Source organism: Pseudomonas syringae, assembly GCF_002157375.1.
GTDB lineage: Bacteria > Pseudomonadota > Gammaproteobacteria > Pseudomonadales > Pseudomonadaceae > Aquipseudomonas > Aquipseudomonas syringae_T.
Genome location: NZ_MTSA01000020.1, coordinates 16012 through 28445 on the forward strand (window position 1 = coordinate 16012; position 12434 = coordinate 28445).

The 12434-nt window shown below is 59.1% G+C and carries 12 protein-coding genes; 4 read left to right on the forward strand and 8 right to left on the reverse strand.

Annotation, left to right across the window (positions count from 1 at the left end; translation table 11 throughout):
* Positions 1 to 41 precede the first annotated feature (41 nt).
* Together ompR and BW686_RS22100 are read left to right on the forward strand one after the other, a co-directional pair.
* Positions 42 to 782, forward strand: coding sequence for an osmolarity response regulator transcription factor OmpR (gene ompR / locus BW686_RS22095; RefSeq protein ID WP_005887962.1), 741 nt, complete (start codon positions 42 to 44; stop codon positions 780 to 782).
* 164 nt (positions 783 to 946) lie between these two features.
* Positions 947 to 2257: an ATP-binding protein gene (locus tag BW686_RS22100; protein ID WP_003380228.1), complete on the forward strand. Its 1311-nt coding sequence runs from the start codon at positions 947 to 949 to the stop codon at positions 2255 to 2257.
* A 250-nt stretch (positions 2258 to 2507) separates the two neighbouring features.
* Here the strand turns inward: BW686_RS22100 and BW686_RS22105 are convergent, their stop codons facing one another.
* The 4 genes from BW686_RS22105 to BW686_RS22120 form a co-directional block, all read right to left on the reverse strand.
* On the reverse strand, positions 2508 to 2975 hold the full coding sequence (locus BW686_RS22105) for an inhibitor of vertebrate lysozyme family protein (protein WP_084919590.1): 468 nt from the start codon (positions 2973 to 2975) through the stop codon (positions 2508 to 2510).
* Between the two features lie 2 nt (positions 2976 to 2977).
* The gene (locus tag BW686_RS22110) at positions 2978 to 3142 is read right to left on the reverse strand and encodes a DUF1328 domain-containing protein (RefSeq protein WP_003380232.1); all 165 of its coding nucleotides are present in this window, start codon (positions 3140 to 3142) and stop codon (positions 2978 to 2980) included.
* Between the two features lie 61 nt (positions 3143 to 3203).
* Positions 3204 to 3491: a hypothetical protein gene (locus BW686_RS22115; RefSeq protein ID WP_084919591.1), complete on the reverse strand. Its 288-nt coding sequence runs from the start codon at positions 3489 to 3491 to the stop codon at positions 3204 to 3206.
* Positions 3492 to 3719: 228 nt separating this feature from the next.
* Positions 3720 to 4559 (reverse strand): BON domain-containing protein, encoded by an 840-nt coding sequence (locus BW686_RS22120; protein WP_084919592.1) that lies wholly within the window; start codon positions 4557 to 4559, stop codon positions 3720 to 3722.
* A gap of 197 nt (positions 4560 to 4756) precedes the next feature.
* Here BW686_RS22120 and algB point away from each other — a divergent pair, with 197 nt between their 5' ends.
* Positions 4757 to 6103: a sigma-54-dependent response regulator transcription factor AlgB gene (gene algB, locus BW686_RS22125; RefSeq protein ID WP_084919593.1), complete on the forward strand. Its 1347-nt coding sequence runs from the start codon at positions 4757 to 4759 to the stop codon at positions 6101 to 6103.
* Positions 6104 to 6113: 10 nt separating this feature from the next.
* Entirely contained in the window at positions 6114 to 7901 is a 1788-nt protein-coding gene (locus BW686_RS22130; protein ID WP_084919594.1) for a KinB sensor domain-containing domain, read from the forward strand.
* Positions 7902 to 7925: 24 nt separating this feature from the next.
* On the opposite strand, the gene BW686_RS22135 is transcribed toward BW686_RS22130, so the two are convergent.
* From BW686_RS22135 to BW686_RS22150, 4 genes are all read right to left on the reverse strand, one after another.
* Entirely contained in the window at positions 7926 to 8705 is a 780-nt protein-coding gene (locus tag BW686_RS22135) for an N-acetylmuramoyl-L-alanine amidase (protein ID WP_084919595.1), read from the reverse strand.
* A 94-nt stretch (positions 8706 to 8799) separates the two neighbouring features.
* On the reverse strand, positions 8800 to 10881 hold the full coding sequence (locus tag BW686_RS22140; RefSeq protein WP_084919596.1) for a GGDEF domain-containing protein: 2082 nt from the start codon (positions 10879 to 10881) through the stop codon (positions 8800 to 8802).
* Positions 10878 to 11753 (reverse strand): endonuclease/exonuclease/phosphatase family protein, encoded by an 876-nt coding sequence (locus BW686_RS22145; RefSeq protein ID WP_084919597.1) that lies wholly within the window; start codon positions 11751 to 11753, stop codon positions 10878 to 10880. The genes BW686_RS22140 and BW686_RS22145 overlap by 4 nt, the downstream gene beginning before the upstream one ends.
* A 9-nt stretch (positions 11754 to 11762) precedes the next feature.
* Positions 11763 to 12407: a thiol:disulfide interchange protein DsbA/DsbL gene (locus BW686_RS22150; RefSeq protein ID WP_084919598.1), complete on the reverse strand. Its 645-nt coding sequence runs from the start codon at positions 12405 to 12407 to the stop codon at positions 11763 to 11765.
* Between the last annotated feature and the right edge of the window lie 27 nt (positions 12408 to 12434).

Sequence of the window (12434 nt, forward strand, 5' to 3'; positions counted from 1 at the left end):
CAGCTACGCCATAATGCGCCCCGAGATCAGAGGAGCATCCGATGAGCAGCACCGCACAAAATGCTGAAGGCGAAAAAATCCTGATTGTCGATGACGATCCGGGGTTGAGCAGTCTCCTGGAACGTTTTTTTACCAGCAAGGGCTATCGTGCCCGCGCTGTGGCAAACGTGGAGCAAATGGACCGATTGCTGGCCCGTGAGGTTTTCAACCTTGTGGTGCTGGATTTGATGCTGCCTGGGGAAGACGGTCTTTCCGCGTGTCGCCGGCTGCGTGCCGCGAACAATCAGGTGCCGATTATCATGCTGACCGCCAAGGGCGATGAGCTGAGCCGTATCAAGGGCCTCGAACTGGGCGCTGACGATTACCTGGCCAAGCCGTTCAACCCGGACGAGCTGATGGCGCGCGTCAAGGCTGTGTTGCGTCGTCAGGCCGCTCCTGTACCGGGCGCGCCCGGCAGTGAAGACGAGTCAGTCAGTTTTGGCGATTATGTGCTGTCGCTGGCGACCCGCGAGCTGAAACGTGGCGAAGAAGTACACATGCTCACCACCGGCGAGTTCGCGGTCCTCAAGGCGCTGGTAATGCATGCCCGCGAGCCGTTGACCCGTGACAAGCTGATGAATCTGGCCCGAGGCCGGGAGTGGGATGCGCTGGAGCGATCCATCGACGTACAGATTTCCCGTCTGCGTCGTCTGATCGAGCCGGATCCGTCCAAGCCTCGTTACATCCAGACCGTCTGGGGCGTCGGCTATGTATTCGTTCCAGATGGTGCCGGCAATCGCTGACAGCCTGGCTGTCGGCATAGAAAACCGTCATTCCTGCCAGTTACGTCGATAACCTTTCAGGGGGTTATCGACGTACTGGTTTTTCTGCGTTCGTCCATCGGGTCTCGCCCGCGTTCGGCAAACCTGCGAGCCTCGCTCGCCTTGCAAAGTGTATGGCTGCAGTTATGAAGACTCCGCTCTGGTTCCCGCAAAGCTTTTTCTCCCGCACGCTCTGGCTGGTGCTCATCGTCGTGCTGTTTTCCAAGGCGCTGACGCTGGTTTACCTGCTGATGAACGAGGACGTGCTGGTCGACAGGCAATACAGCCACGGCGTCGCGCTGACCCTGCGCGCTTATTGGGCTGCCGATGAAAATGATCGCGAAGCGATTGCCGAGGCCGCGGGCCTGATTCGTGTCGTTGGCGGGGGTGTGCCGGAAGGTGAGCAGCACTGGCCGTACAGCGAGATCTACCAGCGGCAGATGCAGGCCGAGCTGGGTGCCGACACCGAAGTGCGTCTGCGTGTACACGCGCCGCCCGCGCTGTGGGTGCGCGCGCCAAGTCTGGGGGACGGCTGGCTGAAAGTGCCGCTTTATCCGCACCCGTTGCGCGGTCAGAAAATCTGGAGCGTGCTGGGCTGGTTCCTGGCCATCGGGTTACTGTCCACCGCGTCGGCGTGGATCTTTGTTCGCCAGTTGAACCAGCCACTCAAGCGGCTGGTGTTTGCTGCCCGGCAACTGGGGCAGGGCCGTAGCGTGCGCTTGCCGGTCAGCGACACGCCCAGCGAGATGACCGAAGTGTACCGGGCCTTCAACCAGATGGCCGAAGACGTCGAGCAGGCCGGACAGGAGCGCGAGCTGATGCTGGCAGGCGTGTCCCATGATTTGCGCACGCCGCTGACTCGTTTGCGTCTGTCGCTGGAATTGATGAACGACAACGAGTTCTCTGAAGGCATGGTGCGTGACATCGAGGACATGGATGCGATTCTCGATCAATTCCTCGCGTTCATCCGTGATGGTCGTGACGAGGAGATCGAAGAAGTCGATCTGGGCGATCTGGTGCGCGATGTCGTCGCGCCTTTCAACAACGATGAGGACAGCATTCGTCTGTGCCTGGAACCGATTCCGCCCTTCCCGCTACGCCGGGTGTCGATGAAACGCCTGTTGACCAACCTGATCGGAAACGCCCGTCATCATGCGGGCAACGGTATCGAAGTCGCGGCGTACGTTTCAGGCGACAGGAACGCGCCTTATGTCGTGCTGAGCGTGCTGGACAGAGGCGCGGGTATCGATCCTTCCGAGCTGGACACCATTTTCAATCCGTTCATACGCGGTGATCGCGCCCGGAGTGGCAAGGGCACCGGTCTCGGGTTGGCCATCGTCAAGCGTATTGCGGCCATGCACGGCGGCAATGTCGAGCTGAGGAATCGTTCGGGTGGCGGGCTGGAGGCGAGGGTGCGCCTGCCGCTGGGGCTGATGTTGCCGAGGGATGCGATTTAGTACGGGAATAACCGAAGGGGATATAAAGCGCCGTGCAGCGACATAGGGGGCACTCGACAGAACGAGGCAACCTCATTGACTTGCACGGCAGCTTGCCTGACCCGGCCCGTTGCGGAGGTACTCCCTGTACCCCTAGGTCACGCCGATCCTCTCGATCAACGCATCCCGGCCCCTTGGTCATGCGCGCACCTTCCTCAGGCCGCACATCAGAAAGGCAGCGGCTATTGGAGCCGCCGCCTTCCTTGCTGAATCAATACCAGTTCGGGTCGTTGCGCAATTGCTCTTGCAACAGACTCTTCATGCCTTTGTCAGGCTCACCCAAATAGCGGTAAGTCGCGTGACGGGTTGGCGATTTGTCTGCGGGCAGGCCTGCAGGCACTTCAACCAGCATGGCGTAAGCATCTTCCTTGTCGAAGCTGACAGCCACGATCAGGCGCTTGCTCTTGCACGTATCAGCAGTTTCGCAGAGCGGCCCCGCCAGATACTTGTCACCGTCCTCGGTAACTGCCGTCATTTGCTGCACGGAGGTGCCTGACAGGTTAATCACCCAGTCTGGCAGCCGCTCTTCCTTCTTGACGACCTTCGCCCAGGTGGTGCGGTACTCAGGGGCAGAGCTCAAAAGCTCGTTAACCCTCGACTGCCCATCGTTGGCAGCCAGTGCCATGGCACTACCGCCCAACAACAGGGCGGCGGCCAGCGTGCGAAATGACGTTTGCATCCTTAGCCTCGACCGCGACGACCGAAGAAGAACGACACAACGAACATCACCAGGAAGACGACGAACAGGATCTTGGCGATACCAGTAGCCGTGCCCGCGATACCGCCAAAGCCCAGGACTGCAGCGATAATGGCGATGATCAGAAACGTGATAGCCCAACTCAACATAGTGATACTCCTTTTTGATACCGTTTTAATAATAGGGGTGCTGCGTTTTTTTCAAATCGGATCAAAAGACCCATTTTTGCTGCGGCGCAACTTCATTTACCGAGACCAGACCGTCCACAGGACGAACGCTCGACGACATATCCCGATTCGCAGAAGCACTGACTTCGCGGTAGGAGATGTTGTTACTGTGAATGAATGGCTGTTTGATTTGAGTTGCCTCGTTGGCTTGACTCCAACGCTGGAACTGCTGAATGGCGATCAGAGTGACAAACAGGGCAAGCAGCAGGAAAAGACCTTGCTGGATGTGCAGGGGAGACATACGAAATTGTGCAAGACGCTGGCTGTTCATTCGCAAATTCCCCTGACCTGAGTGGGCAATCAATCTGATGGGTCTGTGTGTCACGACCTAGTTGAAAGGGATATTGCAGACTGCATGCCAACTTTTTATACGCTATTAAATTCAATAAAATCAGTGGGTTATAAAGTCTCGCGGAGCGCTCCTACAAGCAAGCTGCACGATTACACCTTTGTAATCGTGCGTTCTGCACGAACAGATCCGGGCCAAATGATCGCCGGCTCAGCCAGCGCTGCGCGTCATGACCTTCAGCGCATCGCCGTTGACGCCTTTGACGCCACGAATGTTTCGTGCAATTTCGACCGCCAGCTCCTTTTCGGCGAAGTTGGCGACCACACCGTTGAGGCTGACGACTCCCGCCTTGGTGTCCACTTTGATGTTCATCCCGTCCAGATTGCGGCTGTAGATCAGGCTTGCTTTCACTTTGCTGGTGATCCACGCGTCGCTCATTTCCTCGGTGGGCGTCAGTGACTGCGGCTGGGCCTTGGCGGCAATGGAATCGGCGGCGCTCAGGCTGATCAGGTTGTTGACGCTGACCACGCCGTCGGTATTGGTCGCCAGGCTGCCTGCCAGCTCTTTGGCCTCAGGGCTTTGCGCACGACCTTTGAGTGTCACGACGCCGTCCTTGCTGTCTACATCGATGTTCAGTGCCTCGGTGACACTGCTCCACAGCAGCTTGGACTTGACCGTGGCGACCAGCGTCGCATCTTCGAAGCGCTGTGCCATGCTGGTTCGGGTGCCCGGCTCGCTGGCGACGGAGGGGTCGATTTCCAGCTGGTTGTCGACTTTTTCAATACCTTTTGTGTCCAGCGCAATGCGTTCGGCCAGTTCGCGATCTACCTCGTCTTCCACTTTGCCTTTGAGAATGGCGGTGCCTTGATCGACATTCACTTCGATCTTGAATGGGCTCAAATGCTTGTTCAGCGCGAAGGCTGTCCAGATCGAACCTTCCTGACGCGCCTCGGTGAGCTGGGTCGGCAGATCGGGCTGGGCGAAAGCCGGGCCGCTGCCGAGCAACGCGACGGAGGCGGTAATCAAGGCAATCTTTTTCAGCGAAAACATAGGGGGCTTTCCTTTTGAAGTGAATTTCGTCTCCGGATAGACGGTTTTAACGACATAAATGCGGATTAATCACCCTGTTCGCCATTAGACGATCAGACAGCTAACATGCATGCCGCAGAATCAATCAGAATTGACCATGCAACTTGCCCGATGATTCCGAGACTAACTGAGACAATTCATTAAGGAGCGTAGGAAAAATGGAAGCAGCCACTGAGAATCAGGGCCGTATTCTGCTTGTGGACGATGAGTCCGCCATCCTCCGCACCTTCCGGTACTGCCTGGAAGACGAAGGTTACAGTGTCGCCACTGCCAACAGCGCAGCGCAGGCTGACACACTTATGCAGCGCCAGGTGTTTGACCTGTGTTTTCTCGATTTGCGTCTGGGCGAAGACAACGGCCTTGATGTGCTGGCCCAGATGCGCATTCAGGCGCCGTGGATGCGCGTGGTGATCGTGACCGCGCACTCGGCCGTCGATACTGCTGTTGATGCCATCCAGGCCGGCGCAGCCGACTATCTGGTAAAACCGTGCAGCCCCGATCAATTGCGCCTCGCGACTGCCAAGCAGCTTGAGGTGCGACAGTTGTCTGCACGGCTCGAAGCGCTGGAAGGTGAGGTTCGCAAGCCAAAAGACGGCCTGGACTCCCACAGTCCTTCGATGATGGCCATTCTGGAGACAGCTCGCCAGGTCGCGGTCACCGACGCGAATATCCTGATTCTGGGTGAGTCGGGCACCGGTAAAGGCGAGCTGGCCCGTGCGATACACGGCTGGAGCAAGCGCGCCAAGAAGTCTTGCGTCACGATTAACTGCCCGTCACTCACCGCTGAGTTGATGGAAAGCGAACTGTTCGGCCATAGCCGTGGCGCTTTCACCGGCGCCAGCGAAAGCACGCTGGGTCGCGTCAATCAGGCGGATGGCGGCACGCTGTTTCTCGACGAGATCGGCGATTTTCCGTTGACGTTGCAGCCCAAGTTGCTGCGTTTCATTCAGGACAAGGAATACGAGCGCGTCGGTGACCCTGTTACCCGTCGTGCGGACGTGCGTATTCTGGCTGCCACCAACCTCAATCTTGAGGACATGGTGCGCAGCGGGCGTTTCCGTGAGGACCTGCTGTACCGGCTGAACGTGATCACCCTGCATCTGCCCGCCTTGCGGGAACGCAGCGAAGACATCCTGACCTTGGCAGACCGCTTTCTGGCGCGTTTCGTCAAGGAATACGCTCGTCCGGCGCGAGGCTTCAGTGACGAGGCACGTGCCGCCCTGCTCAACTACCGCTGGCCTGGCAACATCCGCGAGCTGCGTAACGTGATCGAGCGTGCCAGCATCATCTGTCCGCAGGAGCGTGTGGAGGTCAGCCACCTGGGCATGGCCGAGCAGCCGACGAATAACGCGCCGCGAGTGGGCGCAGCGCTGAGCCTGGACGAACTGGAAAAAGCACACATCGGCGCCGTGCTGGCAACCAGCGAAACCCTTGATCAGGCGGCCAAGACACTGGGTATCGACGCATCGACGCTTTACCGCAAACGCAAACAGTACAACCTATGAATGACCTCCGATGAAACTGGCCATGAAGCTGCGCACACGCCTTTTTCTGAGTATTTCGGCCTTGATCACGGTCGCGCTGCTCGGGTTGCTGCTGGGGCTCGTCAGTGTCATGCAGATGGCCCGGACTCAGGAATCATTGATTCAGCACAACTTCGCCATTCTCGATCTGGGCTTGAAGCTGCGTCAGAACCTGGGCGATCAGCTGGTAATGATGACCGGTTCCCAGCGCAACACGCTTGAGCTGCATAACGCTCAGGTTCAGTTCGAGGAGTTGCTGGAGCAAGGTTCGGTGCAGGATACGCAGCAGAACGTGCGTAATGGCTTCGAGACAACCAAACGCGATTACCAACGGTTCATCGAGTTCTGGAACCGCTTCGGCGATGACCCGCGCGGTATTCGTGGAAACCCGCAACTGAGCGACAGTTTCGATACGTTGCGCAACGGGTTGCTGAATGTGCATCGCAAGGCGCTTGAAAACATCAGCAATGCCGAGATCAATTCCCGGGATCGCGCTTTGTGGATCGCGGGCCTGTTGGGGCTGGTCGGGCTGGCAGTGCTGTGCATCGGTTTTGTGACCGCCCACGGTATTGCACGGCGTTTCGGTGCGCCGATCGAAGCGTTGGCCAAAGCGGCTGATCGTATTGGCGAAGGCGACTACGAAGTCACCCTGCCTATTTCTTCGGCCGCTGAAATGAACCTGCTGACCCGGCGCTTCGGCATCATGGCTGAGGCCCTGCGTCAGCATCAGGCGACCAACGTCGATGAGCTGCTGGCGGGTCAGCAGCGCCTGCAGGCGGTGCTCGACAGCATTGACGATGGCCTGCTGATGATTGATCGCCAAGGGCATCTTGAGCATTTGAATCCCGTGGCCCAGCTTCAGCTCGGGTGGGACGAGAGTCGCCTCGGGCAGAGCCTCGGGGTTGCATTGAGCCGTCCGGAGCTGGATGAGCAATTGCATCTGGTCCTGCGCGGCGGGACGCTGGAGCGTGCGCCGGAAGATCTGGTCATCGAAATAGACGGCGAATCGCGATTGCTGACCTACAGCATGACGCCGGTGAGTCACACCAAAGGCCATATCCTGGGCGCTGTGATGGTCCTGCACGATGTCACCGAGCAGCGGGCGTTCGAAAGGGTTCGCAGCGAGTTTGTACTAAGGGCTTCGCATGAACTGCGCACGCCGGTCACCGGGATGCACATGGCGTTCGGCCTGTTACAGGAGCGGCTGCATTTCGCGCCTGAATCCCGCGAAGCCGATTTGCTCAACACGGTCACCGAGGAAATGCAGCGGTTGATGCAACTGATCAATGACCTGCTGAATTTCTCCCGTTATCAGAATGGTTTGCAGAAACTCAAGCTGGCGCCGTGTTCCATCGAAACATTGCTGGAAGAAGCCAAGGCCCGGTTCGAAGAGCAGGCCCTTGAGCAGGACATCGTGCTGATGCTGGACATTCAGGAACCGCTGCCGCGCCTGCACGCTGACCAGTCCCAGCTGGAACGTGTGCTGGACAACCTGCTGGACAACGCCCTGCGCCACACACCGCCCAAAGGCCTCATTCGTTTGCAGGCCAGGCGTCACGGTGAACGCGCGATCATCAGTGTCGAAGACAACGGCGAGGGCATCGCCTATGGGCAGCAGGGACGAATCTTCGAGCCTTTTGTCCAGGTCGGCCGTAAAAAAGGCGGCGCTGGCCTTGGGCTGGCGCTGTGCAAGGAAATCGTCCAGCTCCACGGCGGACGCATGGGCGTTTATTCAAGGCCTGGGCAGGGCACGCAGTTTTACATGGCGCTGCCGCTTTGAGGGGTTAACCCCCTCGTTTGCCCGTCAATTCGAGTGATTGAGCACCTGCAAGATAGCCGCGCTTTGTGCGTCCGGCTCGCCGTCGAAGCGGGCAGGGCGGTAGTGCATCTGGAAAGCAGCCAGCACCTGACGGGTCTCTGTGTCGAGTTCTCCGGTCTGCGGGGTGGTGTAGCCCAGTCGGGCAAGTTGTTGCTGAAACCAGCTGATGCTCGGCAGGTTGACTGCCAGCAGCGCCTGACGCTGGGCGACCAGTCGTTCGTCTGGCCAGATGCCAAGGCCTTCAGCGGCCAGGCGTTTCCACGGGAATAACGGCCCCGGGTCTTGCTTGCGCAGCGGTGCTATATCGCTGTGGCCGATGACATGCTTGGGGTCGATCCTGTTGCGCTTGACGACGTCTTTGAGCAGTACCGTGATCGACTGGATCTGGGCCTCGGTGTACGGATACCACAGGCGACCGGTCGGCGTGTCCTTGAAGCCGGGGTTGACGATTTCAATGCCGATCGAGCTGGAGTTGAGCCACGTACGCCCCTCCCATTCGCTTTCGCCGGCATGCCAGGCGCGGGCGTTTTCATCCACCAGTTTGTAGATTGTGGCCTGCTTGTCATCACCGATCAGGTAATGGCTGCTGACCTCGCCGTGGGTCAGCAATTGCAGGGATCGCTCCATCGATGCCGAGGTGTAGTGCATGACGACATACTGAACCCGGTTGTCGAAGTTCACCGATGGGTGGCTGGTGTCCAGCTTGGGACCGCTGGAGCAGGCTGTGAGAATGAGCAGCAGAAAGGCAGAGAAATACAGCTTCATGGGATTGGCAGCGTCGGCGGGAAATGAAACATCATAACAAAACGCGGGCAAAATGCTTCAACGTCGAAACATTCGTTCAGTCAAAATGTTTCAGTCAGCCTTGTTCAACCCTGTTGCGGCCATTTTCCTTGGCTTTATACAGCGCCTGATCGGCGCGTTTTATCGCGGTATCGCTTCGTTCGCCCTGGCGTAGCGCGGTGAGCCCGATGGAAACGGTGATCGTGACGCGTTCGCCCTTGAAGTGGAACGGGCACTCTTCGACTGCCGCTCGCAGTTCATCCAGCAACGTCAGTCCTGCGCCAAGCGGTGTGGCCGGTAGAAGCATGACGAACTCTTCACCGCCGAACCGGGCCAGGAAATCATTGGGCCGCATGCGTTTTTTAAGCACGCTGGCAACGATCTTCAACACCTTGTCGCCAGCCAGATGGCCGTATCCATCGTTGATCCGTTTGAAATGGTCCAGGTCGAGTATGCCCACCAGCAGGCTGTTTTTCGCCTGTTGCCACTGACTCATTTCAAGTTCGAGACGCTCGCCCCATGCAGCGCGATTGGCCAGCCCGGTGAGCGGGTCGATCAAGGCTTTCTGGCGTTGTTCCTCCAGGTGGGTTCTGAACCCCAGCGCTTCCTGCTCCATGCTCGCCACGCGAGCCGAGAGGCCTTGCAGCCGCGAGGCGACTTCCCGTTCACGGTCGTCGCGTTTTCGTTGGTAGTGATCCATCGTGCTGAGCAGGCCTTCCAGGCGGTTATCCAGCACCTGCTTGAGGCTCGGCAGATCGGAAGCATCCTGAACGCTGGTTTGCAGACCGCCGACCTGCTCGCGCAATTGGTCGTTCAGGTCGCGGGCCGTGGACTGCACCTCGGCATGGTCTTCACTGGCGGCTTGCAAGTGGCTCTGGAATGACTCGAGTCGCTCGTTGAGCTGCTTGAGGTAGATGCCGAATTCCTGTTGGCCGCCGTTGTTGATCGCCAGCATCAGCACCGCCAGATCATCCAGGATCGGCAGCAGTTCGTACCAGTTGAGCCCGTGTTTCAGGCGTAACTGCATGTCCTCGACTTGCGGCCGAAAATGTTCCGACAAGGTCAGATCATTGAGCAGGCCCAGCAGGGTTTCTTCGATGTGAGAAGCCACCGAGCTGTAGCTGGGTTCGGGAGAAGAGGGCAGCGAGTAGCCGTCTTCGCCTTCAGTGGCCTCTGCGTCTGGTGCGGTGCTTTCGGCCTGTTCGTCGACCGGCACGATGATCGGCGCGGGTCGCTGTTGATAAGGCACGCTGGGGATGGGCGCGAGCCTGTCTGTGAAGTCGACAGGTTCGACATAGGCATAAGCGTTTTCAGCAATCGGTTCGGGAGCGACGTCGGGGGCTGGCGGAGCAACGGGTTCGGCGGCCGGGGAGGGCGCGGATTCGACCGTTGCCGCAGGCGCCGGAGTGCCGACTTCGCTGACAGGCTCCGCCACTGGGGCGTGCTCGATGACCGGGGCCGCGACCTCTGTCGGTGTCTGTGTCGGTGCAGTTGGCGCGGGTGAGGCGACTGAGCCGGTCACGGGTTCGGGTGCTTCAGGCGCCTTGTCGGGGTGTTCCTGCACGGCGGGCGGTGCATCGGTTTGAACGGTCTCAGCCTGAGCCGCTTCAGGAGGGTGTTCACTGCTGTGCCCTTCCCGCACACCGAACAAACGCTGCAGCAAGCCCTGGCGGGGGCCTTCTTCGCTTTTTTCAAGTTGGGTCAGGGCCTGTCCCTGCAGGCTGCTCAACTCGCTGAGCAGCAAGGGCAGTTCGCGTGCCTGCGATGCCCGTTCTTCAAGGTCTTTGGCGAAACGCTTGAGTGGCTTGCGCGTTTCTCGCGTCAAAGGCAGTGCTTGCAGTTGAGCGACCAGCGCAGTCAACGCTGAGCTGATCTGCCCGACACGTACTTCACGACGATGTTCGGAGTCCAGCACGGCTTTTTCAAGGCGCGGGATCAGGGCCGCGAGGCCGGCGTCCATGTCGTCGGTGCGGACGATTTCGCGCATTTCCTTCATGCATTCATCGACGGCCCGGTCCGAACCTTCTGCCGCCAGACTGCTGCGCACCAGACCGCGGCGCAGCAAGTCGAGCCTCGCATCCCAGCGCTTTTCGAGCTTGTCCTGTTGCTCAATCCCTTTGAGGTACTTCTCTTTCCAACGCTCCGCGTCGTCGCTCATGCAAGGTTTCCACCAGAAGGCACAGGCAGCGAGTCCCCACATAATGAAGCAGGCAGGCGAATCTCGACAGCAACCGGCAGGTGATCGGAAATGGGTTGCGCCAGCACCTGCACACGCTCAAGCGTCAGTGTCGGGCTGAGCAGAATATGATCAAGGCAGCGTTGCGGCCGCCAACTGGGAAAAGTGGCTTCGATCTGTGGTGCCAGTAAGCCCAGGTCCCGCAGTGGCGAATGTTCCAGCAGATCGTTGGCGTGGGTGTTCATGTCGCCCATCAACACTTGATGACGATAACCACCGATCAGCTCGCGAATGTAGGCCAGTTGCCGGGTTCGCGTGCGCGTCCCGAGGGCCAGGTGCATCATGACCACCACCAGCGCATCCTCGCCTTCGCCGAAACGGACCAGAATGGCGCCGCGCCCGGCCGGACCCGGCAGCGGATGATCTTCGATCTTGGTCGGGCGCAAGCGGCTCAACACGCCGTTGCTGTGCTGGGCGAGGCGACCGAGGTTGCGATTGAGCTGTTGATACCAGTACGGAAAGCCACCCAGTTGAGCGAGGTGCTCGACCTGATTGACGAAGCCGGAGCGCATGCTGCCGCCATCGACTTCCTGCAAGGCGACCAGATCGAAATCGTTGATCAGGTTGCCGATCTTCTGCAGGTTGACTGCCCGTCCGCCGTGCGGCAGCAGGTGCTGCCAGCTACGGGTCAGGTAGTGGTGATAGCGTTGGGTGCTGATACCGACCTGGATATTGAAGCTGAGCAAACGCAGCCTGCCGTCTTCCGGCAGACCGCTTTGCGTCAGGTGATGTTCGTTGACCTGCGGATCATGCAGGCCAACGATACGCGGGCTACCTTTGCCCCAGCGGCGCATGACGGGCGCTTACTTGGCGGCTGTGGCAGCCGCTCGCTCTTTGGCAATCAGTTGGTCGGCCACTTCCAGGGTCTTTTCAGGACCGCCGGCAGAACCCAGGTCAAAGCGGTATTTGCCGTTGACGATCATGGTCGGAACGCCTGTCACTTCGTACTTCTTGGCCAGTTCCTTGTACTGCGCGATCTTGCCTTTCACCGCAAACGAATCGAACGTCTTGAGGAACTCTTCCTTGTTGACGCCCTGAGTGGCGAGGAAGTCGGCCATGTCGTTCTTGTCGGTCAGGCGCTTGCCGCCTTTCTGGATCGCTTCGAATACGGCTGCGTGAACCTTGTGCTCGACGCCCATCATGTCCAGCGTGATGAACAGTTGGCCGTGGGCATCCCAAGGGCCGCCGAACATGGCTGGAATACGAACGAAGTGAACGTCGGACGGAAGTTTTTCAACCCACGGGTTAATGGTCGGCTCGAATGCGTAGCAATGCGGGCAGCCATACCAGAACAGTTCGGTGACTTCGATCTTGCCCGGCTCTGCCACGGGCACAGCGCTTTTCAGCTCGACATACTGTTTGCCGGCCTCGATAGGCTCGGCGGCCTGGGCGGACATACCGAACAGACTGGCGGCAACCAGCGCGGCGCTGATGATCAGATTACGCATGCTTTACTCCTGAGCAGAATGAATCGC

Coding starts and splice junctions, on each gene's coding strand:
- ompR (WP_005887962.1), top strand. CDS start 42: ATGAGCAGCACCGCACAAAATGCTGAAGGCGAAAAAATCCTGATTGTC.
- algB (WP_084919593.1), top strand. CDS start 4,757: ATGGAAGCAGCCACTGAGAATCAGGGCCGTATTCTGCTTGTGGACGAT.
- BW686_RS22115 (WP_084919591.1), bottom strand. CDS start 3,491: ATGAACAGCCAGCGTCTTGCACAATTTCGTATGTCTCCCCTGCACATC.
- BW686_RS22150 (WP_084919598.1), bottom strand. CDS start 12,407: ATGCGTAATCTGATCATCAGCGCCGCGCTGGTTGCCGCCAGTCTGTTC.
- BW686_RS22100 (WP_003380228.1), top strand. CDS start 947: ATGAAGACTCCGCTCTGGTTCCCGCAAAGCTTTTTCTCCCGCACGCTC.
- BW686_RS22145 (WP_084919597.1), bottom strand. CDS start 11,753: ATGCGCCGCTGGGGCAAAGGTAGCCCGCGTATCGTTGGCCTGCATGAT.
- BW686_RS22110 (WP_003380232.1), bottom strand. CDS start 3,142: ATGTTGAGTTGGGCTATCACGTTTCTGATCATCGCCATTATCGCTGCA.
- BW686_RS22120 (WP_084919592.1), bottom strand. CDS start 4,559: ATGTTTTCGCTGAAAAAGATTGCCTTGATTACCGCCTCCGTCGCGTTG.
- BW686_RS22135 (WP_084919595.1), bottom strand. CDS start 8,705: ATGAAGCTGTATTTCTCTGCCTTTCTGCTGCTCATTCTCACAGCCTGC.
- BW686_RS22140 (WP_084919596.1), bottom strand. CDS start 10,881: ATGAGCGACGACGCGGAGCGTTGGAAAGAGAAGTACCTCAAAGGGATT.
- BW686_RS22130 (WP_084919594.1), top strand. CDS start 6,114: ATGAAACTGGCCATGAAGCTGCGCACACGCCTTTTTCTGAGTATTTCG.
- BW686_RS22105 (WP_084919590.1), bottom strand. CDS start 2,975: ATGCAAACGTCATTTCGCACGCTGGCCGCCGCCCTGTTGTTGGGCGGT.